Origin of the sequence: Vitreoscilla massiliensis (assembly GCF_001457815.1) — a bacterium.
Classification (GTDB): domain Bacteria; phylum Pseudomonadota; class Gammaproteobacteria; order Burkholderiales; family Neisseriaceae; genus Vitreoscilla; species Vitreoscilla massiliensis.
The window spans coordinates 290,653-315,736 of the sequence record NZ_LN898221.1; the positions used below are offsets into that span (position 1 = coordinate 290,653).

Sequence of the window (25,084 nt, forward strand, 5' to 3'; positions counted from 1 at the left end):
AATGAATACCCGTGAATTACTCGCTTTAAGCCCCATCGTACCGGTGATGGTGGTCACCGATTTGGACGACATCGTCCCTGCCGCGCAAGCCTTGTTTGATGGCGGCATCCGCGCTTTTGAAATCACCTTGCGCACACCGATGGCCTTAGAGGCGATACGCGTGTTAAACCAAGCTTTGCCTGCTGAAGCTGTGGTCGGTGCCGGCACCATCACCAACCCTGCTCAATTACAGGACGCTATCGCTGCCGGCGCACGTTTCGGTGTCAGCCCCGGCTTGACCGCAGATTTGGCTCAGGTCATACAAGCTACAGACCTGCCTTTCTTGCCCGGCATTGCCAGCGCCAGCGAATTGATGCAGGCTTTGGACTGGGGTTTTGATACCTTGAAACTGTTTCCTGCCGAAGCAATAGGCGGCGTGAACTTGCTCAAAGCCTTGGCCGGCCCATTTGCACAGGCGCGCTTTTGTCCAACCGGTGGCATCCATGCCGGCAATGCGCCCGACTATCTGTCTTTAAACAATGTGTTGGCAGTCGGCGGCAGTTGGGTCTTGCCACAAGACAAGATGCTGCAACACGATTGGCAAGGCATACGTGAGTTGGCACAAGCAGCGTGTGCACTCAAAGCTTGAATATCAAACCCATCTTTAAATAATACGGCCTGTAAACCCATATCGCTGTCGATACAAGAGCGGCCTGTAAATCATTGCCAGCAGTGGATTCTAGGTATTTACAGGCCGCATTCTTGTGTTTACACGCATAAAAAAAGCCAGCCCTAGGGCTGGCTTCGTTACTCTGAATCAGTTTAGTGCATCTTGAAGAACACACCGGCACCGGCACCAAACTTGCCTTGGCTGTTGCCCGTGGCTGAGGCTTTGAACACCCAATTGCCGTTTTCACTGATGGCCGAATAACCTACCGCATAGCCCGATTCACCTTGGTAAGTACCGACACCCAAAGACATACCGCCTTCACCTGCGTAAGCCGGTTGTGGCAAGTTGGCCATCGCCATTGCCGCTGCCGTACCGGCATTGGCATTGTCCTCGACATCGTTGATGCGGTTGCCCAAATTGGTGATGTTATTGCTCACTTCTTTGAGCTGGCTCACGTTCACCGCATCGGTGTCATTTCTGCCCGCTGCGACATTGGTGAGGGTTTGGTTGCCCGCATCAATGCCGGATTGGGTAATGCTGGCGCCGTTTTTACCGTCTTTGCCCTTGATGGTGACACCGTTGCCATTGACGACGGTGCTGCTGCCATCGGCATTTTTGGTGGTGACGCTGTTCAAATCCAAGTCTCTGGCAATGTCGACTTGTACTTGGGCACCGGTTGTGGTTTGCGTTGGCGTTACGGTGACATTTTTGCTGCCGGCGGCAAACTCAACATTTTTACCATCGGTAATTGGCACGCTGACAGAACCACCTTTGCCATCTTTGCCCGTCACATTCCAATCATCCATGCTGCCCGTACCCGTGCCGCCGGTTTTTGAAGACACGGTATAAGTGTTGGAATCCTTGTCGTAAGTCACGGTGGTGCCATCTTTGCCAACAATGTTGAGGCTTTCATTCGGCAAAATGGTGTCACTGCCGTTTTGGACATGCAAGCCAGCGTATTTCGAGCCGGCGATGGCTTGATTCAATTGGCTCAAGTTCACGGCATCGGTCAAAGCGGTGCCCGCGGCGACATTGGTAATGGTTTTGTTGCCGGCGTTGATGCCATTAACGGTCATACTCGGGCCATTGTTAATGGTAAAGCCTTTGCCATCCACCAATACATCACCCATGACGATGCTGCCGGTACTGCCCAAATCGAGGTTTTTGTTGAGTTCAAAATCAATCACATTGCCATTGCGGCTGACCTTGATGTTTTTCTCGCCATCGGCCACACCAATGTTAACAGTATCGCCCGGTTTCACTTGGCTGGCTGTATCCCCATCGGTTTGCAAATTCCAACCTTTGCCTGCCGTGGTTTGCACCGCAGTCAATTGGTCGACGTTCACCGCATCTTTGCCATTTTTACCCGGCGCCACATTGGTAATGGTTTTGCCACCCGCATCAATACCGTCGATGGTAATGCTAGGGCCATTGACGATGCTCAAACCACCATTGTTAATGGTCAAATCGCCCATTTTGACGCTGCCAGTGCTGCCCAAGTCGAGATTTTTGTTGAGTTCAAAATCAATCACATTGCCATTGCGAGTGACTTTGATATTTTTCTCGCCATCGGCCACACCAATGTTAACGGTGTCCCCCGGTTTCACTTGACTGGCTTTGTCGTCATCGGTTTGCAAATTCCAACCTTTGCCCGCCGTGGTTTGTACCGCAGACAATTGGTCTACATTCACTGCATCCGTGCCTTTCACACCAGGTGCCACATTGCTGATGACGGTATTGCCAGCATTGATGCCTGTGGTTTTGTTAATCACCACACCACCCACTGTCACTTGGTCAAACGCCACATTCGGTGTAGTGGCGATACTGATTGCATTGCCTGATTGGGTAATGGCAATATTGCTGCCGTCTTTAAACTCAATCTTCGACCCTTTGCCTATGCTGCGCGCCGGATCATTGTTTACCACCAAATCCCAATTGCTGCTGGAATTGGCGATGGCATTGTTTAATTGACTGACATTCACAGCATCGGTTAAGGCAGAGCCAGCAGCCACATTGCTGATGACGGTATTGCCCGCATTGATGCCTGTGGTTTTGTTAATCACCACACCACCCACTGTCACTTGGTCAAACGCCACATTCGGCGTGGTGGCGATGCTGATGCTGTTGCCGATTTGACTGATGGCAATGTTTTTGCCTTGGTTAAAGTTGACGGTTTCACCGGCGGTGATTTGCTCGGTAGTCGCGCTGTTATTGCTCGCCAGCGTCCAACCTTTTTGCAACTCGGTAATGTCATTGCCGTGTTGGTTCAAGGTCGTGGTGTGCTGCGCCAAAGTATTGGCATGTTGGTTTAAGATATTGCCTTGTTGCGTCACAATGGTATTGGTTGCATACAATTGCGAACCGTTAACCGCATCTTTAGAACTTGAGCTTAAGGTGCCTGGTGCCACATTGGTAATCTTCAAATCACCTGCATTGATGCCTGTGACATTGTTAATCACCACACCACCCACTGTCACTTGATCAAACACCACATTCGGTGTGGTGGCAATGCTGATGCTGTTGCCAGTTTGGCTGATGGCAATGTTTTTGCCTTGATTAAAGTTGACGGTTTCACCGGCGGTAATTTGCTCGGTTTTGCTGCCATTGTTGCTGGCCAGTGTCCAACCTTTTTGCAACTCGGTAATTTCGGTTGTGTGTTGGTTGACGATGGTATTGGTCGCATACAATTGCGAGCCATTGATGGCATCGGTGCTGCTGCCAGACAAGCGGCCTGCAGCCACGTTTTGGATTTGGCGCTCCTTGCCCACAGAACCGACGCTGACCACACCCACAGGCGCTGAACCTGCAAAGCCAGCCACAGGCACAGCCGCTGTATCGGCTACCGAATTGGCACCCAAAGCAATGCTGTTATCAATGCTGGCGGCTGCACCATTGCCCACTGCCACACTGCCCACACCTGCCGCATTGGCATTACTGCCCACGGCTGTGGCGGCATTGCCTGCTGCCACAGTGTCCACACCGATGGCAATCGCATTCACACCGCTGGCACCGTCATTGCCATAATTGCCTTTGCTTGGGTCTTTGCTGCCTATGCTGACAAAGTGGATGGCGCTGGCATTGGCTTGCGCGGCCAAGGCATACAGTTGTGAGCCATTGATGGCATCGGTACTGCTACTGGAGATGCGACCTGCAGCCACGTTTTGGATTTGACGCTCTTTGCCCACAGAACCGACACTGACCACGCCAACAGGAGCGCTGCCGGCAAAATTAGACAAGGTCACATTGCCTATGGTCACGCCAGAGGTCGGCGTGGCCGCGGTATTGGCGACCGAATCTGCGCCCAAAGCCACGCTGTTGGCCACCGAAGTCAAGGCATTGCTGCCCAAAGCCATGCTGCCGGCGATGCCTGTGCCCACCGTCGCATTGCTGCCTATGGCCACGGCTTGGTTGGACTGCGCCAAACTCAAATTGCCCAAAGACACGGTATTGCTTACTGCCAAACCACTTGCGGCCACTTCATTGCCATTGCGATCGAAATACTTGTTTTGGGCACTGTCGTAAGACACCAAGCTGCCCGCCATTTGCCCCAGCAACACATTGTCACTGCCTTGCAAGGCCACACCAGCATTGCTGCCATTGATGATGTTGTTGTCGCCTTTGGCGGTTAAGCCGGCCTGTAAGCCTTGTGCTTGGTTGAAATTGCCTTGTAAACCACCACCCGCGAGTTCACCCGCGAATTGGTTGTTATTACCACTGGACTGAATACCGGCTTGTGCGCCAGACATGATGTTGCCATTGCCTTTGCTCATGCCTCCGGCTTGCACACCCATGATGATGTTGGCCATGCCCTCAGACTGCATACCGGCAGCCTGACCGATGGCAATGTTGACATCGCCTTTGGCGCCGGTTGCCACATTATTGCCCAGCAACACATTGCCAAAGCCTTCGCTTTCAAACGCAGCAGCATTACCCACAGCAATACTGCCTGACACTTTGCTGTTGGCGCCTGCATTACTGCCGGCCATAAAGTTGTATTCACCTACGGCATTGCTGCCCGCATACTCACCTATGGCCGTATTGTGTCCACCGCCTTTAGTATTAAATCCGGCTCCCAAACCGATAGAGGTATTGTTGTCTCCTTCGGAGCGACTGCCAGCACCGTAACCCAGCACAGAATTGTTATTGCCCGTGCTGGCCAAACCCGCGCCCGTACCCACGGCGGTATTGAAAGAGCCTACCGCATCATTACCGGCTTGTTGGCCTAAGTAGGCATTCATGTCGCCTTGAGAATTGCGCCCTGCGGCCACGCCGACGGCCAGATTGTTGTCGCCAACCGTGTTTTCACCTGCAGATTTACCAATGAAAGTGCCATAAGTACCGGTGGCGTTGCTGCCAGCAGAATGGCCTATTGCCACTGTTTCCACACCCAAAGCCTGCGCGGCCAAACCAATGGCGATGCTATTGGCTTGTGCGGCATACGCATTCGAGCCCATGGCCACGGCATCGGCACCATCAGCACGTGTATCTACACCGATGGCAATCGCATCGGCACCTTTGGCACCATCGTTGCCATAGTTGCCTTTGCTGTCGTCTTTACTGCCTATGCTGACAAAGTGGATGGCACTGGCATTGGCTTGTTCGGCCAAGGCATACAGCTGTGAGCCATTGATGGCATCGGTACTGGTCTTGCTGATTTGACCCGCGGCCACGTTTTGGATTTGACGCTCATTTCCTGCTGAACCCACGCTGACCACACCGACAGGTACTGCACCAGCAAACTGGTAGGTGGTGCCATTGATGGTCGCACTGGCAGTAGGCACTGCCTTAGTGGTAGTGGAGTATGCGCCCAAGGCCACGCTATTGGCTTCAGTAACCACCGCGCTGGTGCCCAAAGCCACAGCCCCAGTCACATCCGCTTTGGCATTTTGACCCAAGGCTGCACCAGCCACGGTTCCAGCTGTGTTGACGCCATTAAAGTAAGTCGCTATCGCGCCATCACCGAAGGCCGCACCGCCATTGCCAGCTCGTGAGCTGGCACCCATGGCTATAGAACCTGTCGCGATTGCATCACGGCCGATGGCAATGCTGTCCACACCCAAGGCTTGTGCGGTCACACCCACGGCCACCGCACCGGTATTGGCACGACTGTAATCACCGATGGATACCGCATTGGCCATGTCGGCCTTGGAGGCAAAGTCAATATTGTTGCCTAACAAGATGCTGTTTTTGGCGCTGGTGGTGGCACTGCCCACCACCATATTGTTGCCCATGGCGATGACATCGGCGGCATTGGTGATCGTATTATTGGTGCCCGTGGTAAATACACGAGCAGTATTGTTAATTTTGCTGTCTGAACCTGAGATTGAAGTGAAATAAATGGCATTGGCTTGTTGTGAGAAGCCTTCCACTGAAGATTTATTGGCATAGGCAACATTATTGCGTATACCGCTCACCACAGTATTATTGGCATTGTCCAATTTATTGCCAGCACCGATTACCCCAACCTGACCCAATTCAGTTTTACTGTCTGCAATAATGCCCGCAAGATTGCTGTCATTGAGTCCACTTAAAATACCACTGATGTCTATTTGGTCTTTGTATGAATTGGTAATGGAGTTGCCATAACCTGCGATAAACGCACCATTGCTGTCTGTGACTTTGTTGGCAGAACCCATGACACTGACCGCAACACCACTGTAAGGCTTAGGATTGGTGGTATTGTCTGAATTGTTAAGGCCTTTTTGACCAACGGTGTTATAAGCACCCATGATGCTGGTAAATGCACCTTGTGCCACAAAAGGTCTGCCCAATAAATCATTCACCGTAATGCGTTGGTTGACCAAAACTTGACTGTTATTACCCATTACTGTGTTGTACAAGCCTTGCGCCGCAGCTTCGTAACCTATTAAGGTACTGCCTTTTCTGAATGCACCGGTGTGACCACTGTCATTACCACGCACGGTGGTGGTACCAATGTGTATGGATTCAACACCAGCATAAGCCGTTTTACCTATCGCAATCGTGTTGGTTTGGGTGGCATCTGCACCATTACCCATGGCCACGCTGTCATTGCCGGCTGCAGTATAGGTACCTACAGCGATAGCATTGGTGCCATCTGCACGGGCAGTAAAGCCTAAGGCCACAGATTGGTTTCCGGCACTGGTACGCTGCCCATTTCTATCTGAGAGACCAGTACCTATGGCCACACCACTGCCACCTACGGCTTGGGCATTCACACCCATGGCAACACCATTGTTGGCAGTAGCATTGGCATAGTAACCAATGGCAGTGGATTTACTACCAGTAGCATTGCTGTCACCCAGCGCTATGCTGTTCAGGCCGCTTGCATTGCTGCTGTAGCCCAAAGCAGTGGCGTAATTGCCATTGGCAAATGCATCCACACCCACGGCGGTGGCTTCTATGCCTTTGGCACCATCATTGCCATAATTGCCTTTGGATTTGTCTTTGCTGTTGATGCTGACAAAATGGATGGCAGAAGCATTGGCTTGTTCGACCAAGGCGTACAGTTGCGAACCATTGATGGCATCTGTGCTGCCTGTCGCCACTTTACCGGCCGCCACATTGATGATTTGGCGCTCACCGCCTTGTTTACCCACACTCACCACACCATTGGCCACTGAGCCAACACCGTCAAATTGGTAGGCTTTACCATCTATGGTGATGCCTGTTTCCGAAGTGGCTGCACGGTCAGTCGACACATTGCCCAAAATCACGCTATTGCCTTGGGTGGAAGTGATGTCATTACCGAGTACAAAGGTGTTGTTTTGCGCGATATTGTTATTGTTACCTATCGAATAAGCCGCATCTCCGGTCACCACGGTTGGATCACCGAACGCACCTGAAGCATTGCCAGAAACCTGATTGCCCACACCGATGGCAATGGATGAGGTACCAGTAACATTGCTGTTGCTACCTATGCCTATCGAGTTAGCACCACCCACCATCGCATTGGTGCCTATGGCCACAGCTTGATCGGCCTTGGTCAAACTCAAATTACCAATGGCCACGGTATTGCTGACCGCCAACACCGGCGCAGTCGTGCCTGTAAACAGCGCACCATCACGGGTACGGTAGCTGTTGGCCGCGCTGTCCCAATACAACATACCATTGGCAGCAGTGCCCATGGCCACATTGTCATTGCCTTGTAAGCCAGTACCACTGGCAGTACCAATCAGACTGTTGCTATTGCCTTGCGCCCAAGCACCGCTGCGGGTACCGATAATATTGCTGTTGGAAACATTGCTGGCATTGCTGCCTGCTCGTGTACCCATCAGGTTACTGTTACTGATTTGTGAGGCATCTCGGCCAGCTTGTGTGCCTATTAAAGAGCTATTGGAAACTTGACTGCTGTTATAAGCAACGTAAGTACCCATCACATTGCTGTCAGACAATGCTTTCGCATAAAGACCTGCGTAATTACCAATGACAGTGCTTTGCGAAACGTTGTTAGCATATGCGCCAGCCCATTCACCTATCATGCTGCTGCTGGTGACATTTTTCGCATCACTGCCTGAGAGATAGCCTATCATATTGCTTTTAACAATATTGTCGGCTCTTCTCCCTGCAAAGCCGCCTATCAAATTGCTGTAATTGATGTTGTTGGCTTGATAACCACTCAAACTGCCCAAATAGCTGCTGTTAATCACATTTTTGGTTTCTTGACCGGCGGAGTTGCCGGTAAAACTACTCATTGAAACGTTATTGGCTAACTCACCACTGTGCACGCCGGTAAAGCTGCTGTCGGTGACGTTGTTGGCCCAGCGACCACTTTGCAGGCCGACCATACTGGTCACGGAAATCTTTTGGGCCTCATAACCGGCTTCATAACCGATCAAGCTGGATTGCGACACATTTTTGCTGTCTTGACCGGCGCGATAGCCAAAATTCAAATTATTGCCATCGCCTGATGAGCCAGTGCCCAGACTGGTTTGACCCACACCGGCTTGTTTGCCTATGGAAACGGTTTGACCTGTAGCGGCCAAAGCATCTGTACCTATGGCTATGCTGTCTGTGCTTAAGGCCACTGCATTAGAACCCATGGCCACACTGTAAGCACCATTGGCTTGAGCCATCACACCGATGGCCACCGCATTCACGCCCTTGGCGCCATCATTGCTGTAATTGACCAAACCACTGGATTTATTGTTGATGCTGACAAAATGGATGGCACTGGTATTGGCTTGCTCTTGCAAGGCATACAGTTGTGAGCCATTAACAGCATCAGTACTGCTGTCAGAGACACGACCGGCCGCCACATTTTGAATTTGACGCTCACCGCCTACCTTACCCACACTGACCACACCCGCTACTGTGTTACCCGCAAACGCATAGGTTTTACCATCTATCACGGTATTGGGGGTTGGCGTACCTGTCGCAGTGATTGAGCCTGAACCCAGTGCCACGCTGTTGTTGGTGATGGCTTTGGCCGCAGTTCCCAAGGCGACACTGTTATTGGTATTGGCAAAGGATTGATGACCTAAGGCCACCGCATTGCTTTGAGCAGCATTTGCTTGCAAACCCATGGCAATTGCATTGGTCGCATTGGCTTTGGCATACGAACCTATGGCAACACCACCACTGGCACTGGAGGTCAAATAGCCCAAATTGGTGCTGTTGGTTTGACCTGTAGACATATGCCCAATGATGGTGCTTTGGCCAGTCCCAGTTGAACTGGATAAAGAACCGATGACAACAGACCCCACCCCTTGTGCATTGGCAGTATAACCAATGGCCACATTATCGGTTGCATTGGTGTTGGCATAATTGCCTATCACCACGCCGTTAGTCGCAGCCTTACCTAAGACGATGTCTTTGCCAATAGCCACAACCTCGGTCGAGTTGCTGCGTGAGCCTACGCCTAACACCATACTATTGGCGCCCGCAGCACCTTTATTATCATAGTTAACGGCACCAACCACACCATTGTCATTGACACTCAAATAAGGTTGTATCGCAGCTTGAGTGGCCGCAGCGGCGGCAATTTGCAATTGCGCCACATTGACCGCATCGGTCAATTGTGTGCCCGCAGCGACATTGGTGATTTGACGGGTATTGACCACATTTTTACCATCGTATGGATCATCTCCGCCCACAGACACAGCAGCCAATGTCGATTGCCATACTGGCGAAGTATTGCCTGTTGGTGCCAAATAACCTGTGATGCCCTTATCAGTGGTAGCAATAGATTGACTGCCTAAAGCCACACCTTCAGAGACAGTCGATAATGAATAATTGCCTAAAGAGACGGTATTGCTGACTTTACTCATTGCCAAAGCAGTTACAGGTGCACCGCTGCGCTGGAAATAACCCGTGGCATTATCGTTAAAGCCTATCAGAGAGCCTGCCATGCGCCCTATGGCAACATTACCATCACCTTGCTGTTGGCTACCGGCATTCACCCCTAAAGCCGTATTGGAACTGCCATTGCTGTACAGGCCGGTAAATGTCCCCAACATGGTAGAATTTTTGGCACTAGTACGAAAACCTGAGTAATAACCCATATAGGCATTGTTATCATTGCCAGTACCTTGCGTACTCGTAGCCGCATTGTAACCTAACACACTGTTATTATTGCCACGCAAACCGGGCTGAATGGCACCCGTATTGGGGTCTACATCAGCAGTACCTGCATAAGTACCCATGATTAAGTTGTGGTTGCCTTGCACTCCCCATCCAGCGCCACCGCCTAACATGTAATTGTTTTGCCCTTTGGCTTCTTCACCTGCTCGATTACCAATGGCGACATTGTTGCCACCATTGACATTCTTACCCGCTTGCCAACCGATGGCCGTGTTGTAACCACCGTTGGCATTCAGGCCGGATTCCTCGCCTATGGCCACATTACGCATTCCACCAGAATTGCTGCCAGCCTTATAACCCATCGCCACACCCGCATAGCTGCTGGCATTGTTACCGGCTTGATAACCGATGGAGACGCTGAAAGCATCTTGGGCTTGTGCGCGGGTGCCTTGTGCAATGGCAAAATTGCCTATGGCTTGGGCATTGCTGCCCAGTGCAATACCACCTGCATTTTTGGCATAAGCGTGGTTGCCTATGGCAGTGGCATCGTTCCACACGGCCTGGGCATTGGTGCCTATGGCGACGGTATTGGGGAAGGAAGCCAAGGCATTGGTGCCTATGGCCACCGCGCCTTTGCTTGCAGCCGCACCATTGCCCAATGCCACCGCATTTTCAGCGGCGATGGTCGGTGTCGTACAACCGGTGCCTATGGCCAAGCTGTTGTCGCCAACCAAGTAGCCTGAGTAATATCCAGTCGCGGGCACTGCAATCGGTAAACCACTTTCATCGTAAATGGCTTGAGGTGGGTAAGGCAGTGGGCTGTTACAAACCGTCCCTGCGGAAAAACCATCGGTCACATACGGAGCAGCACCAGCACCACCGGTTGAAGTGGCATCTGCCTGTACCAAGCCAGACATCAATAACACCCCAGCAGCGGCAACCACAGGGGCCAATAATTTCGTGCCTCTGCTGGCTTTACCCCGTGCATGGGTAAATTCGGCCACGGCGACATAAGACCGGTGTGTTGATTGTAGATGATGCGGTAGGTCTTATTCATGTGTATCTCCAGGCCTCTGCTACAGGCCGCTTGCAGTGTGTATGGGCGTGATACGCTGATTGGATAAGGTAAATGAATTTTAAAGACCGTATTCAGTGCGTGTGTGTTGAGCTGACACTGACACGGCCAATTCCGTTTGTTTGATGCGCATGATAGACAAGTGAAGCGATTACTGTGCCCAAATCAAGACTGAGCATGGCTTCTAGGCAAAAAAGTCATGTTGCATAGTCAATTGCACCGCTAAAAAATCCCATTTCAATTTGAGTTAATACTGATAAATCGTCGCAATCATAAAAAAAGGCTTTGATTTTGTAAACCTTTTAGCGAGTCTTAGGCACTTAACTTCAAAAATACAACATTTTTAGAATAAGCCACTTAAATATTCCTATGCAATGAAATTAACTGACAAAATATGTCGATGATTCGGTGTAATTTATTCCATATAACTAAAAATGGCAGCCCTTATCCTTACGAGGGCTGCCATAGCAGAAAGTTTCATTTTTTAAGACAGTGTTTTAATCTGGCAAGACTTTGCCTTGATTAAACAGGCAATTTGGATCGAGCTGCTTTTTGATGGCGAGCATCAAAGCCAACTCAGTGCCGCTGCGCATTTTGTCCATCCACTTGGTTTTAAGCTGACCAATGCCATGCTCGGCGGCGACCGTACCGCCGACAGCAAACACTTGCTCGTACACCAAGGCATTCATGCCGGCCTCGTATTGATACACATCGTTGCTGAGCACATCGGGCATGAACACATTGTAATGCAAGGAGCCATCGCCCAAATGCCCAAACACCACGATTTTGGCATTGGGATAAGCGGCCTGTAACACCGGTGCACACGCGTGCACAAACGAAGCCACACTGCGTATTGGCATGGCGATGTCGTGTTTGATGCTGGCGCCCAAATGCCTTTGCGCATCGGAAATGTTCTCGCGCAAAGACCACAATTGTTCGCGCTGTTGCTCCGATTCGGCCAAAACCGCGTTTTCAAAACCAGCGCCCAGCAAACACTCGCCCAATTGCTCAGGCAATAAGGTATTGTCGGTGCTGTCGGTCAATTCCAATAACACATGCCAAGGCGCGCTCAACGGCTGGCTTAACTGCGTGTGTTGCGACGACAGCTCCAAGGCAAAGTCGCTGATAAGCTCAAAACTGCTCAAGCGCTCGGCAAAATGTTGCTGCGTCAATTCCAGCAAAGCCACCGCATGGTCTATGCTGTCCACGCCCACCCACGCGGTCACATGCGTGCGCGCTGGCGCAAACAATTTCAACGTGGCGGCGGTGATGATGCCCAAAGTGCCTTCAGAACCGATTAACGCGTGTTTGACATCAAAACCGGTGGTGTTTTTGTGCAGCGGGCTCAAATGGCTGAGCAAGTCGCCATTGGGCAACACCACTTCCAAGCCCATGACCAAATCGCGCATGGGGCCATAGCGCACCACATTGACACCACCGGCATTACAAGCAATATTGCCCCCGATTTGACACGAGCCTTCCGAGGCCAAACTCAAGGGAAACATCCGTCCCACTGCTGCCGCGTCTTGCTGCACTTGTTGCAACACCCGTCCGGCTTCCACGGTGATGCAGTTGTCGGCCAAATTCACCTCACGCACCCGATTGAGCTTGGACAGCGACACAATGATGCCCAAACCAGCGACGCTGTCCGATGGCGTGGCACCACCGCACATGCTGGTATTGCCGCCTTGCGGCGTCAGTGGAATCTGCTGCTCATAACAATAGCGCACGGTTTTTTGTACCGCTTCCACGCTGTGTGGCTGCACCACTGCCCATACCTTGCCCTCAAAGCGGCGGCGTTGGTCTATGCAAAAACCAGCCATGTCTTGCGCATCGGTGATGATTTCATGCGGCGCTAGCCACTGGCTTAATACCTGCAAATGCTGTTGTGTGTTGCTCATTGCATGCGTCCTGTAACTTAATGTGCGCGATAAGTGTATTTGATGCCGTCCAAAACCGCACGGAACATCGCGCCAGTGTGGGTTTCGGCGGGGTAATGCTCACTTTCTACACGCAAATGCTGATTGGGTAAAGCCTGCAGGCGTTTGGCCATGGCATCGACTTTGTCCACCATTTGCTTATCGGCCAAAATCTTGGCGCGTTCGCCATTGGCGTCCACATAAGGCGAAGCCGCTTGTTCATACTCACCAACGGTGATGCGCACAAACTTGTCTTGCTTGGCCTGTAGCAAAGGCTTGAAATAACTGGCGGGCAGATGTTGCAAAGCGCCCTCGTTCCACCACATCGACGGGCTGGAGATAATGTAATGGCTGAAGTCTTGTGGGTGTTGCAACAGCGCGTACAAGGCCAACACGCCACCGTAAGAATGGCCGATGATGGCAGCTTTATCGGCTTGTAAACGGTATTGCTGTTGCAACTGTGGTTTCAATTCACTGCGCAACATGCGCAAAAACGCATCGGCTTCACCGCGCTTGGGCTGAGAATCGCTGATTTTGCCCTTGGCAGCCATCGGCGGCGTGTAATCGAGCGAACGCATCGGGATGTCCAGTAATTTGCCATTGTCGTAACCGATACCCACAATCAACAAAGGCTGAGCGCCATTGTCTTTGGCATGGTGGTAAAACGTGTAAGCGGCGGTGGCAGCAGTGGGAAACATCATGTCGCCATCAAGCACATACACCGGCATATAGCCTTCGGTAGGCTGAGAACCCACCGCCATGGTTTGAATGCGGTAAGTGCGGCCTGTAAGTTTAGAATGCAACAGGTATTGCTGTGTTTGCGGCAAGGTGGCTGCGGAGGCAGATGGCTGTTGTTGCGCAGTCTGCTGCAGGTTTACCGTAGCTTTAGGCAATACTGGTACAGCCGTATCCGATGCAGTACCCGTAGTGGTTTGCGCTTGAGCAACACCCGCGAGCCATCCCGCCACCAATACAAATGATAATAATTGTTTTTTCATATTTAATCGCAAAAAACCGCCATCACGGCGGTTGCAGAGGTTTAAGCGTGTTTGCGGGCCAATACCTTGGTGGCATAGCTGCAAGAGCTGCTCAATTGGATGTTTTCCGCCTGAGCATGGGCATCGGCGGCATCGACCAATAGTCTGGCAATGCCTTGACCTTGCAAAGACGCATCGACGCCAGTGTGATGAATGTGCCAATGCGCATCGTCGCGCACCAGATAATTCAATTCACCTTTGACTTGCCCATCTGCCAACACATATACCCAACGTTGCTCGTTGGGGCGAAATTCAATTTGACCCGCCATCACGCTTCCTTTTTTTCAGTTTACAGGCCGCTTACGCGTCCAAAATCATTGAACCGACACCGGCATTGGTGAACAATTCTAATAACAGCGCATGCGGCACCCGTCCGTCTATGATGATGGTGGCTTTCACGCCGCTGGTGGCCGCGTCCAAAGCCGAGGCGATTTTCGGCAACATGCCACCGCTTAAGGTACCATCGGCAATCAAATCGTCAACCAGTTTTGGCGTCAAATCGGTCAAGAGCTTGCCTTCTTTGTCCAAAATGCCTGGGGTATTGGTCATCATGATCAGGCGCTCTGCCGCCAATTCCTTGGCCAAACGACCCGCCACCAAATCGGCATTGATGTTAAACGCCTCACCATTGCGGCCCACACCAATCGGCGCAATCACTGGAATATAGCCTTTTTCGGCCAAACCGCTGATTAAAGTGCCGTCTATGCTGTCTATGGTACCGACTTGGCCGATGTCGACGCCGTTTTTATCCGGCGTGTTGATGAACAGTTTTTTGGCCTTCATAAAATGGCCGTCTTTGCCGGTCAAACCGACGGCTTTGCCGCCAAATTGGTTTAACATCGACACGATTTCCTTGTTTACCGAACCGCCTAACACCATTTCCACCACTTCCATGGTTTCGGCATCGGTCACACGCATTCCTTGCACAAATTCGCCGTGTTTGCCGACTTTTTCCAACATGTGGTTGATTTGCGGGCCACCGCCGTGCACCACAATCGGATTCATGCCGCACAGCTTTAACAACACCACATCTTTGGCAAAGCCTTCTTTTAAGGCCGCATCGGTCATGGCATTGCCGCCATATTTAATCACTATGGTGGCACCCGCATATTTGCGGATGTACGGCAAAGCCTCGGCCAAAATCTCCGCCCGCTCTTGAGCGTGATTGGTGTTTTCAGTGGACATAAACGTCTAACCCTATCATTTTGTAATGGACAAATGTGTGTTGGCAGCGACTGACACACCACCAACCATGTTAATGAACTGCCCATATTAGCCCATCAAACCGCAAACGCAAATGCCCAAAACGTGTTTTTGTCACATCAAGCGGCCATGCGCGCTGTTTACAGGCCGCTAAAAACAGACACATGCGGCCTGTAAAGCCATGGTGATGTGTTTTGCAAGACGATTAAGAGTTGATGTAATCACCATCGTAATATCAGCTTACTCTGGCGTTTTAAACCTTTGTTGTGAAGCCAAATACGCCAAGTAAAACACCGGCAAGGCAAAAAATGCCACGCTCCAAAAGTCCAATTTCACATACAAAAATGCGCCTAAAAACGCCCCAACGACAAAGCCAAACACAATGCTAAAGCTTTTAAGCAAGGCTTGCCGATGTTCGGCACTGCGATGGCGCAAATAATTGGACAAGTCTATGCCCAATTGGGTGGTATTGCCCGTCATCATGGTGCTGGGGCTGATGTGTTTGATGAGGGTTTTGCTCGAAGTATTGCGCACCGCCAAGGCCATCAAACCCAAGCCACCGGTGATGGCAACGTGCACGCTATTGGGATTATCGAACGGCTCAAAACTCAAACCGGCCAGCATAAACGCGATCAAAAATATCCCCTCAAACAGGAATAAATACGTCAACGCATGGTGTTTGTGCTGACTGCGGTCGATAAAGGCTTTGGTAATCAACACCGTCAGTATGAACAAGGGAATGGCCGCGAGCTTAATCCAAATGCCTGCGCCGTCTTTCACCCAAGCCGCGCCCGCCAACACCAAGTTGCCGGTCACATGAGCAGTAAAAAAACCAAACAAGGCAATAAAACCAATGGTGTCTATGGCGCCGCCAACCAAGGCCAAGACGATGGGATCGCGGCAACTTTGCCAAAATCCTGATGGAGGGTGTTGCTGAGTGGACATAAGCATTTCTTTGTGAGGGTTGATGAAAAACAGCGGTAATCACGAGGTCTTACCGCTGTGATGCGCTTACAACATGGCTTTGATGATGGGAATGAGTTGCTCACCAACGACCATGCCCAACAGTCCTACCAAGGCCACGTACGGCGGCGCGGGCGATTTCACATTCAACAGGTAATACAACACCCCCACCAACAATCCCATCGCCATGGCCAACACATAGGCTTTCATCGTCTGCTCCTTAATTCGTCAAACAGATGGTGCCACAGGCCTCAGAACGCGAAACAAGAACAGCCTAAGGCACCCCAAAACGCTTTTTTACTGTTGTCCCGTACCGGCACATCCAATAACCACGCATGCTGATGGCCGTGCATGCCACACTTGCTGGAACACGCACAGGCAGCAGATGCGGCCTGTAAAGGACGATCTGAGGCCGCATTTCTGCCCTCAGACAAACGCCAACCGCCACCAAAACGCTTCACTGGCGACCAGTCTGGTGAAGCCGGTGGTAAGGCGGGATCATCGTGTTTGAATTCGGCCGCGGCATACACCACTCGTCCGCCCAATACCGTCAACACCGATTCTATCCACTGAATGTTTTCAGGCTCAACTTGAAAATAGTCGTCGGACAACACCGCCAAATCGGCAAATTCACCCTCAACCACCGCACCTTTGAGCGCTTGTTCGCCCGAAAACCAAGCAGAACCCTTGCACCACAAGGCCAAAGCGGTTTGCCTGTCGAGCAAACAGCTGTCTTCGTACAAAGACAGGCCGCCCAAAGTCTTGCCCGTGGTCAGCCAATACAAACACACCCACGGATTGTAAGAAGCAACGCGGGTGGCATCGGTGCCCGCGCCCACCGGCACGCCCAATTCCAGCATGCGCTTAATCGGTGGCGTGTTGGCCGCCGCTTCTTTACCATAGCGCTGCACAAAGTGTTCGCCCTGGAAAGCCATGCGGTGTTGAATGGCGATGCCGCCACCCAAGGCACCGATGCGCTCGATATTGCGCTCGGAAATGGTTTCGGCATGGTCGATGATGAAACGGGTTTGGAACGGCTGTTTGGCATTGACGTTTTCAAACACATTCAGAAAACGCTCTATGCTTTCATCGTAAGTGGCATGCAGGCGAAACGGCCATTTTTTCTCGGCCAGTAACTCCACGATGCGCTCCAATTCCGCTTCCATATTCGGCAGCAAATCGGGACGCGGCTGCATGAAGTTTTCAAAATCGCCGGCCGACCAAGTGAGGTTTTCACCCGCACCATTCATCTTCAGGTAATCATCGCCGTCGCCCGGGAAAGTCATCTGCGTCCATTCTTGATAGTTTTGGAATTCAGAGCCGGCTTTTTGGGCAAACAAATTGTAGGCGATGCGGATATTGAGTTGATTGTCGGCATGCAAACGCTGAATCACCGCGTAATCATCAGGATAATTCTGGCCGCCACCGCCCGCATCAATGACCGAGGTAATGCCCAAACGATTGAGTTCGCGCATGTAATGGCGGGGGGGATTGACTTGGTCTTCCAGTTCCAGCTTCGGTGCCATGCCCAAAGTCGAGTACAAAATCATCGCCGATGGCGTGGCCAGCAACAAACCTGTTGGTTCACCGTGGGCATCGCGTTGGATTTGGCCACCGGGCGGATTGGGGGTGTTTTTGTCGAAACCCAAGGCGCGCAAGGCAGCGCGATTGAGCATGGCACTGGCGTACAAATGCAGCACAAACACCGGTGTATCGGGCGCGGCTTGGTTGAGTTCATCCAGAGTCGGCAAGCGTTTTTCGGCAAATTGAAATTCAGACCAACCGCCTATCACACGCACCCATTGCGGCGCAGGCGTGTTATCGGCCTGTTCTTTTAACAAACGCATGGCATCGGCCAGTGAAGGCACGCCTTCCCAACGCAATTCCATATTGTAATTCAGGCCGCCACGAATCAAATGCAAATGGCTGTCGTTTAAACCCGGAATAACACGGCGGCCATTCAAATCCATGATTTGGGTGTTGGCGTCTGCCAGTTTCATCACGTCTTCATTACTGCCCGCGCGCAGAATTTTGCCAGCCGCAATGGCCACTGCCTGTACTTCGGGTTGGGCTGGGTTTAAGGTGGTGATTTTGCCGCTTTTGAGTATCAATTGAGCATGGGTCATGGTTTACCTCACGAGAAATGTGAACGGTGAATGACGCAAGAAATGCATCACAGGCAAACAAAAAGGCAGCTAACAAGGTAACTGCCTCCCAAGGTTTACTTCGCCGGCACAGGTGCCAAGATTTCGTGTGCACCTTGCGCGCGCTCAGGCGCTTTGTGCACCATGGTGTAGCAATAATCAACACCCATGCCATAAGCACCAGAATGCTCTTTCACCAAAGCCATGACCGCATCGTAAGTGTCGCGGTGCGCCCAATCGCGTTGCCATTCCAGCAACACTTGTTGCCATGTCACCGGAATCACGCCCACTTGAATCATGCGCTGTATGGCCATATCATGCGCTTCTTGTGAGGTGCCGCCAGAGGCATCGGTGACCATGTAGATTTCATAATCGGTGTCGTGCAAACAGCTCAAAGAAAAGGTCAAATTGCACACTTCCGTCCACAAACCCGATACCACAATTTTCTTGCGTTGGTTTTTGGCCAAGGCATCGCGCACTTTTTGGTCGTCCCATGAATTCATCGACGTGCGCTCCAACAAAGGCGCATTCGGAAACACGTCTAGCAATTCCGGAAAAGTATGGCCAGAAAAGCTTTCGGTTTCCACCGTGGTAATGGTGGTGGGAATGTTGAAGATTTTGGCGGCTTTGGCCAAGCCAACCACATTGTTTTTCAAGGTTTGGCGGTCTATGGATTGCACGCCAAACGCCATTTGCGGTTGTTGATCGATGAAAATCAGCTGACAGTTGTGAGGATTGAGCAATTCTAATTTTGATGATTTAGACACGGAATCTTCCTTCATGTGAGTGAGGTTTGCAGGTGGCAACCGAAAACGACCGCTGCATGTTAAGTTTCAAACTCAAATTACCGAGCATTGACTTAAGACCAAAAACAGAAGTTCAGCCACAAAACGCTGCAAGCCGAAAGTGTTTGTTTTTCCTATCCATTCAATCTGCGCATGGGATGATGTGGTGACCTGAGAGCGGCCTGTAACGAGTCAGGCATAAACCTAATACATGCAAGGCTTTGATCATGGACACGCGCCGATTATGTTGATTTTTATCCAAAATAACAATCTGCTTTCACACCGAAAAGCGGCCTGTAAATGTTTACAGGCCGCTTTAACAGGGGTGTGTGAGGGTAAAAATAGACTGCAAGCACAAGCCCAATCGGTATTTGTCTGAGTCTGTGCACACCTTGCACATTTACACAATTTGATGGGGCTTAAACTGAATTTTCACTTGCGCTTCAATAGAATTTTTTGGCTTGCCAGATATTGACCGGGCATTTGAGTTTGGGTGGGACAGGTTTTTCCAAAGCAGTGCGTTCTAAGGCTTCGTCTATGGTGTCAAACACACCCAGCCTCACCCCATCGCGCTTGGCGACATAAAAAGTTCCGTTTTCGTCTTTTAGGATTTTGACATACAGATTCACTAAACACCTCCACAATATTAAGTGACAGTTTTCGCAAATGAATCAGTCTTATACCATTTATAAACATTTAAATCAAATTCAAATAACAAAATGAAATATAATGTTTATCTGTTTGAATCAAAACCATTTGTTAAATTTTTTAATAAACATGCCATATGGCATGTTTATTAAAACATGTTGACTGTGTGATGATGGCCTAGTCATCGCGCTGAAAACCACACAACTGCTGACGCCAACACCCTCCACGGTTTAAGAGCTAGGCTATTCAAGCAAGATGAAGCAGCCACTGATTAAATGGCTGCACGAAGCGTGTTATAAGCTGTAGACGCAGATTTGCAGACGCCTACAAAACATACATGGCGAGATACCGCAAGTCTGTCTTGACGCATCCCATGCCGCGACAGCGATGAGAACATGGTAATGGACGCGCTGCTCCAGCGGCTATCTGATGATTCTTTTGCTACCATTCAATACCAGTAAAAATGGCGAAACACCTTATATTTATTGTTTAGGAGCGGCGCTGCCATGAATAAAATTTTCACCCATGAACACATCATATCGATGTTGGGAACGCAGACGGATACCGCGCAGCTCAAGGCGATGTTGGATTATTTTGGTCTGTCTGTGGGTAATATATCGGTGGTGGACAAAGATTTTATGAGGCGAGGCATCAGCTTGAAGCACATCGGGGCGTTCTTTTTTCTGGATAAACTCGAGACACACCCAGCATTAAACCATCATGTGCTTGGTGCAGGACCTTACGTTCTGGAGCAACTGACATTAACCGGCTACCGGGACAAGTATCAAAAATTCTGTCAGTTCCAATTGCAGGGCCGATGTTTGAATCGTCCTATCAAGATGTGGTTAACACTGTCGGCGCAGCCTATCATCGCCCCGACAATCCTACCGACCCGGTCGCTTGAAAATTTGATGGCTACAAGTTTTCCATCCATTGGGCCGAAGACCACAAAATCAGATCCATCACTATATTGGTGCTTGCCATAAACTCTGGCAAATTGTGCGGGCAAGCTTGTGTGCGTGTGCAAGCTATCTCATATCATCTGTAAACGCGCTATATAAAGCCAAAACCAATAAAAAGCGGCCTGTAAACATTACAGGCCGCTTATACATGCTCTTCAAACCACACCATAAGAAGGTATTGCAGAAGTTATTCTGTTATTCTTCTGTGTGTCTTTGCACTTGCTCCATCGCGCCATTTTCAAAGAACGTCATCAAGATTGCTTGCGCAGCCACTTGGTCTAGATAGGCTTTTTGCTTCTTGCCATACACTTGCGCTTCGGCGAGCAGACTTTCGGCATACACCGATGACAAGCGCTCATCAACCAAAAACACCGGCAAGCCGTAGCGGCCGTGCAAACGCTGCGCAAATTTGCGGCACAAGGCCGAGGTATCGTGTTCGACCCCGTCCATGTAAGCAGGCAAACCCACCACCAATTGTTTCGGTCGCCATTCCTTGATCAAGGCTTCGACTGCCGCAAACTTCTTGCTGTTTTCGGTTTCGTGGATGGTGGTAATCGGGTGCGCCATGGCCACTTCGGCATCACCCTCGGCCACACCGATGCGCGCCATGCCAAAATCAAAGCCCAGTGTGGTGCCGCGTGGTGCTTCAAGCATGGCCAGCTCCTTGCACCAATTGCCCTGCGTCTATGCCCAGCAATTTCATCGCCGCTTGGTAGCGCTCGTCCACTGGGATATCAAACATGATGTGTTGGTCTGCTGGCACAATCAGCCAGGCGTTTTCTGCCAATTCTTGCTCCAATTGGTTCTTCTTCCAACCCGAATAGCCGATGGTGGCCAAGGTTTTGTTGGTGTGGTTATCGTGGTTTTTGGCCAAGTTTTCGATGATGTCGCGCGAGGTGGTAAAGGCGATGTCATCAGTAACGAGCAAACTGCTTTCCCATGAACCCACCGGTGTGTGCACCAAAAAGCCACGGTCGACTTGCATGGGGCCACCGAGCAACACTGCGGTTTCATCGTATTGCAACGGCGTGCGCGCGTTAATCGCCTCGAAAAACTGGTTCATCGTGAGCGGCGACGGCTTGTTAATGCACACGCCCATCGCGCCTTCGTCATTGTGCTCGCAGATGTAAACCACGCTGCCAGCGAAAAACTGATCGTCCATTTCGGGCATGGCAATCAGGAAATAATCGGTTAAGTTATCAATTTTTTTGTTCTTGATTTGCATGATGACACCCCCTTTGCTATCTAAACAGTATTTTTAATTGATGTTGTATATGGGGTTATACATTGAGTTTGACAAGTCTTGCGCCTTATAATTGCAACTTTACCACGGTATGCACTGGCTTACCGTGATTGTTTTGAATTCCAAAGGCCCCACAGTGAACATTACCAAACCCATCGTCTTATTGATTTTAGATGGCTTCGGCTACCGCACCGAAACCGAAGACAACGCCATTGCCGCAGCCAACACGCCAAATTTAGATGCCTTAATGCGCGATTACGCGTTTGGCACCATAGACGCGTCTGAGCGCATGGTGGGTTTGCCGCGTGGTCAATTTGGTAATTCAGAAGTTGGCCATTTGAACATCGGTGCAGGTCGCGTGGTCGAGCAAGACATCACCCGCATTGATGTGGCCATCGAAAACAACAGTTTAAAAGACAATGCGGTGTTACAGACCGCTTTTGCCCATACCAACGGCCACAAATTGCATTTAATCGGTTTGTTGTCTGACGGCGGCGTGCACAGCCACATTGCCCATTTCTTTGCGGTATTGGACGCCGCCATCGCCGCGGGCGTGCAAACCATTGTTGTGCACCCCTTCTTAGACGGTCGCGACACACCACCACAAAGCGCTGAAGCCTATTTGCAACAATTGCAAGACTATGCCGCCGCACACGTGCAAGTGCACATTGGCGCTGTGGTCGGCCGCTTCTTCGCCATGGACCGCGACAACCGTTGGGAACGCGTACAAACCGCATACGATGCTTTGGTCGGCGTGGGTGCACCTTATGCTGCCAACAGCGCGGTAGAGGCTTTACAGGCCGCTTATGCACGCGGTGAAAACGATGAATTTGTACAAGCCACAATTATTGAACCCGATATGTTATTGGCAGATGGCGATGCGGTATTGAATTTGAATTTCCGTGCCGACCGCGCACGTGAAATCACCCAAGCCTTGCTCAATGCCGATTTCGACGGTTTTGTACGCGCCAAACAACCACAACTGTCGTATTACGCCAGCCTCACCAGCTATGGCAAACAATACACCCACCCAGTGATGTTCGCACCGCAAACCATCAGCAATGGCTTGGGCGAGTATTTATCCGCACAAGGCTTTAGCCAATTGCGCATTGCCGAAACCGAAAAATACCCGCACGTGACTTATTTCTTCAGCGGCGGCCGTGAAGAGCCGTATGCGGGCGAAGAACGTATTTTGGTGCCATCGCCCAAGGTCAAGACATACGACATGCAACCAGAAATGAACGCACCCATCGTGGCGCAAAACATCGTCGAAGCGGTGGAAAACCAGCGCTTTGATGTGATTATGTGTAACTTCGCCAACGGTGATATGGTTGGCCACACTGGCGTGTTTGATGCGGCAGTGAAAGCGGTGGAAACCTTGGACGTGTGCGTCGGCCAAATCGTTGCCGCAGTGCAAAAAGCCGGTGGCGAGGTGTTGATTACCGCCGATCACGGCAATTGTGAAAACATGTTTGACCATGCCCACTACCAAGCGCATACCCAACACACCACCCAACCGGTGCCGTTTATCTATGTGGGTCGTCCTGCCACAATCAAAACTGGCGGCGCTTTGAAAGACATTGCGCCATCCATGTTAGCCATGCTCGGCATTGCCCCACCCGCCGAAATGACGGGCCACAGCTTGATTGCGTTCAAATAAACATGCGCATCAAGCCTTATTTGCTTGCCATCAGCGGTCTCACCGTCCTCAGTGCCAGTTTGGCCTTATGGGCGGCGCCGGCTGCCGACGATGCTGCGCAGCTACAGCAACAGTTGCAACAAGCGCAGCAAAAACTGCAGCAACAGCAGCAGCAAAAGCAACAGCTCGCTGGCGACATCAACCGCACCCAAGCCGATTTACAGGTCGCATCAAAAGAGCTTGCGGCCTTGAATGCCAAGCAAAAACAATCGGCCAGTGAATTGGTGCGTTTGCAACAGCAATTGTCACGCTTGCAAACGCAAAACCAAGCCAATAAGGCGCAAGTGCAGCGCCTGCTCAACAGCCAATACAAAAACAAGCAGGCCAATGCCTTAGTGTTGATGTTGAAAAACAGCAATCCCAATGACAAAGGCCGGCAAATGGTGTATCTGCGCTATTTGAACCGTGCCAATGAGCAAGTGTTGGGCGATTTGAAACAGCAATTGCAGCAAATCAACCAACAACAGCAAAAAATCAACAGCCAACACGCTAGCCTGAACAAATTGCAACAGCAAAGCGCGCAAGCGGCCAAGCGTTTGCAAAACCAACATGCCAGCCAAGTGCAGCAAAACACGGTCTTGAGCCAAGACATTGCCAAACAACAAGCGCACATTCAGCAATTGAAACAAGACGAAGCGCGTTTAAACCAATTATTGGCCTCGCTCAGCCGCAAACAGGCGAGCAAGCCCAAAGTGCACGCAGCCAAACCAGCAGACACGGGCAAAACACCTAGCGTCGTACCAACCAAACCGAAACCACAAGGCTTGACCCACGAAGATTTGGCCTTGTCCGCTCCTGCGGCCACGGCAGAAATCAGCCCTGCCAACCGCTTTAGCCAAATGCAAGGGCGCATGGGCATGCCGGCCGCCGGTGCGATAGCCGGCCGTTTTGGTGGACCACGCGCCAGCGGTGGCACTTGGAAAGGCTTGTTCATCGCCAACAATGGTGCGTCTGTGCACAGTGTTGCCGCCGGTGATGTGGTCTATGCCGCACCGTTGGCCGGCTATGGCAATACCGTCATCATTGACCACGGTGCTGGCTATGTGACGGTGTATTCTGGTCTGGCTGGCATCAGTGTCGGCGCCGGTCAAAACATCAGCGCTCGCCGTGTCTTGGGCAGCAGCGGTCGCTTGCCCAGCGGTGAAGTCGGCCTGTATTTTGAAGTCAGATACCAAAATCGAGCCATGAACCCACTGTCTTGGGTTGGATAAACAACCGCTTAGCAAAGATTTACCCCTTAACGGTTGTGGCTTACC

General features: G+C 51.0%; 16 protein-coding genes. 4 read left to right on the top strand and 12 right to left on the bottom strand.

All coding sequences use genetic code 11. The annotated features are described in order from the left end of the window. Nucleotide 1: 1 nt before the first annotated feature. A complete protein-coding gene (locus BN3003_RS12930) occupies nt 2-628 on the top strand; it encodes a bifunctional 4-hydroxy-2-oxoglutarate aldolase/2-dehydro-3-deoxy-phosphogluconate aldolase (RefSeq protein WP_058357086.1) in 627 nt (208 codons plus the stop codon). 173 nt (nt 629-801) lie between these two features. Here the strand turns inward: BN3003_RS12930 and BN3003_RS12935 are convergent, their stop codons facing one another. From BN3003_RS12935 to BN3003_RS12975, 10 genes are all read right to left on the bottom strand, one after another. Continuing rightward, nucleotides 802-11,094, bottom strand: a complete 10,293-nt coding sequence (locus BN3003_RS12935) for a YadA-like family protein (RefSeq protein ID WP_234333142.1) — start codon at nt 11,092-11,094, stop codon at nt 802-804. A gap of 628 nt (nt 11,095-11,722) precedes the next feature. Continuing rightward, nucleotides 11,723-13,126, bottom strand: coding sequence for an FAD-binding oxidoreductase (locus tag BN3003_RS12940; RefSeq protein ID WP_058357088.1), 1,404 nt, complete (start codon nt 13,124-13,126; stop codon nt 11,723-11,725). A 17-nt stretch (nt 13,127-13,143) separates the two neighbouring features. Further along, nucleotides 13,144-14,142, bottom strand: a complete 999-nt coding sequence (locus BN3003_RS12945) for an alpha/beta hydrolase (RefSeq protein ID WP_058357089.1) — start codon at nt 14,140-14,142, stop codon at nt 13,144-13,146. 41 nt (nt 14,143-14,183) lie between these two features. Further along, nucleotides 14,184-14,450, bottom strand: coding sequence for a GNAT family N-acetyltransferase (locus BN3003_RS12950; RefSeq protein ID WP_058357090.1), 267 nt, complete (start codon nt 14,448-14,450; stop codon nt 14,184-14,186). A gap of 31 nt (nt 14,451-14,481) precedes the next feature. Then, the gene (gene argB / locus BN3003_RS12955; RefSeq protein WP_058357091.1) at nt 14,482-15,366 is read right to left on the bottom strand and encodes an acetylglutamate kinase; all 885 of its coding nucleotides are present in this window, start codon (nt 15,364-15,366) and stop codon (nt 14,482-14,484) included. Nucleotides 15,367-15,624: 258 nt separating this feature from the next. Next, nucleotides 15,625-16,329 carry a YoaK family protein gene (locus BN3003_RS12960; RefSeq protein WP_058357092.1) on the bottom strand — a complete coding sequence of 235 codons (705 nt, stop codon included), beginning with the start codon at nt 16,327-16,329 and terminating at the stop codon, nt 15,625-15,627. 66 nt (nt 16,330-16,395) lie between these two features. Continuing rightward, nucleotides 16,396-16,557, bottom strand: a complete 162-nt coding sequence (locus BN3003_RS18470) for a DUF1427 family protein (protein WP_082625663.1) — start codon at nt 16,555-16,557, stop codon at nt 16,396-16,398. A gap of 41 nt (nt 16,558-16,598) precedes the next feature. Continuing rightward, the gene (locus BN3003_RS12965) at nt 16,599-18,473 is read right to left on the bottom strand and encodes an amidohydrolase (protein WP_058357093.1); all 1,875 of its coding nucleotides are present in this window, start codon (nt 18,471-18,473) and stop codon (nt 16,599-16,601) included. 95 nt (nt 18,474-18,568) lie between these two features. Then, nucleotides 18,569-19,258 (bottom strand): hydrolase, encoded by a 690-nt coding sequence (locus BN3003_RS12970; protein ID WP_234333074.1) that lies wholly within the window; start codon nt 19,256-19,258, stop codon nt 18,569-18,571. A gap of 461 nt (nt 19,259-19,719) precedes the next feature. Beyond that, nucleotides 19,720-19,905, bottom strand: coding sequence for a hypothetical protein (locus BN3003_RS12975; protein WP_058357095.1), 186 nt, complete (start codon nt 19,903-19,905; stop codon nt 19,720-19,722). Between the two features lie 525 nt (nt 19,906-20,430). On the opposite strand from BN3003_RS12975, the gene BN3003_RS12980 reads away from it, so the two are divergent. Next, nucleotides 20,431-20,910 carry a hypothetical protein gene (locus tag BN3003_RS12980; RefSeq protein ID WP_058357096.1) on the top strand — a complete coding sequence of 160 codons (480 nt, stop codon included), beginning with the start codon at nt 20,431-20,433 and terminating at the stop codon, nt 20,908-20,910. Nucleotides 20,911-21,081: 171 nt separating this feature from the next. On the opposite strand, the gene ruvX is transcribed toward BN3003_RS12980, so the two are convergent. Both ruvX and BN3003_RS12990 read right to left on the bottom strand, forming a co-directional pair. Beyond that, on the bottom strand, nt 21,082-21,540 hold the full coding sequence (gene ruvX, locus BN3003_RS12985) for a Holliday junction resolvase RuvX (RefSeq protein ID WP_058357097.1): 459 nt from the start codon (nt 21,538-21,540) through the stop codon (nt 21,082-21,084). Further along, nucleotides 21,533-22,111: a YqgE/AlgH family protein gene (locus tag BN3003_RS12990; RefSeq protein ID WP_058357098.1), complete on the bottom strand. Its 579-nt coding sequence runs from the start codon at nt 22,109-22,111 to the stop codon at nt 21,533-21,535. Before BN3003_RS12990 ends, ruvX begins: the two co-directional genes overlap by 8 nt. A gap of 154 nt (nt 22,112-22,265) precedes the next feature. Between BN3003_RS12990 and gpmI the strand changes: the two genes are divergently transcribed. Next, entirely contained in the window at nt 22,266-23,789 is a 1,524-nt protein-coding gene (gene gpmI / locus BN3003_RS12995; RefSeq protein WP_058358049.1) for a 2,3-bisphosphoglycerate-independent phosphoglycerate mutase, read from the top strand. Nucleotides 23,790-23,791: 2 nt separating this feature from the next. Then, nucleotides 23,792-25,039, top strand: a complete 1,248-nt coding sequence (locus tag BN3003_RS13000; protein WP_058357099.1) for a murein hydrolase activator EnvC family protein — start codon at nt 23,792-23,794, stop codon at nt 25,037-25,039. The last annotated feature ends 45 nt before the right edge of the window (nt 25,040-25,084 follow it).

Excerpts from the sequence above, each read along its gene's own strand:
- BN3003_RS12930 (WP_058357086.1), top strand. The coding sequence starts at position 2 with ATGAATACCCGTGAATTACTCGCTTTAAGCCCCATCGTACCGGTGATG.
- BN3003_RS12940 (WP_058357088.1), bottom strand. The coding sequence starts at position 13,126 with ATGAGCAACACACAACAGCATTTGCAGGTATTAAGCCAGTGGCTAGCG.
- BN3003_RS12945 (WP_058357089.1), bottom strand. The coding sequence starts at position 14,142 with ATGAAAAAACAATTATTATCATTTGTATTGGTGGCGGGATGGCTCGCG.
- BN3003_RS12950 (WP_058357090.1), bottom strand. The coding sequence starts at position 14,450 with ATGGCGGGTCAAATTGAATTTCGCCCCAACGAGCAACGTTGGGTATAT.
- argB (WP_058357091.1), bottom strand. The coding sequence starts at position 15,366 with ATGTCCACTGAAAACACCAATCACGCTCAAGAGCGGGCGGAGATTTTG.
- BN3003_RS12960 (WP_058357092.1), bottom strand. The coding sequence starts at position 16,329 with ATGTCCACTCAGCAACACCCTCCATCAGGATTTTGGCAAAGTTGCCGC.
- BN3003_RS18470 (WP_082625663.1), bottom strand. The coding sequence starts at position 16,557 with ATGAAAGCCTATGTGTTGGCCATGGCGATGGGATTGTTGGTGGGGGTG.
- BN3003_RS12965 (WP_058357093.1), bottom strand. The coding sequence starts at position 18,473 with ATGACCCATGCTCAATTGATACTCAAAAGCGGCAAAATCACCACCTTA.
- BN3003_RS12980 (WP_058357096.1), top strand. The coding sequence starts at position 20,431 with ATGAATAAAATTTTCACCCATGAACACATCATATCGATGTTGGGAACG.
- ruvX (WP_058357097.1), bottom strand. The coding sequence starts at position 21,540 with ATGCTTGAAGCACCACGCGGCACCACACTGGGCTTTGATTTTGGCATG.
- BN3003_RS12990 (WP_058357098.1), bottom strand. The coding sequence starts at position 22,111 with ATGCAAATCAAGAACAAAAAAATTGATAACTTAACCGATTATTTCCTG.
- BN3003_RS13000 (WP_058357099.1), top strand. The coding sequence starts at position 23,792 with ATGCGCATCAAGCCTTATTTGCTTGCCATCAGCGGTCTCACCGTCCTC.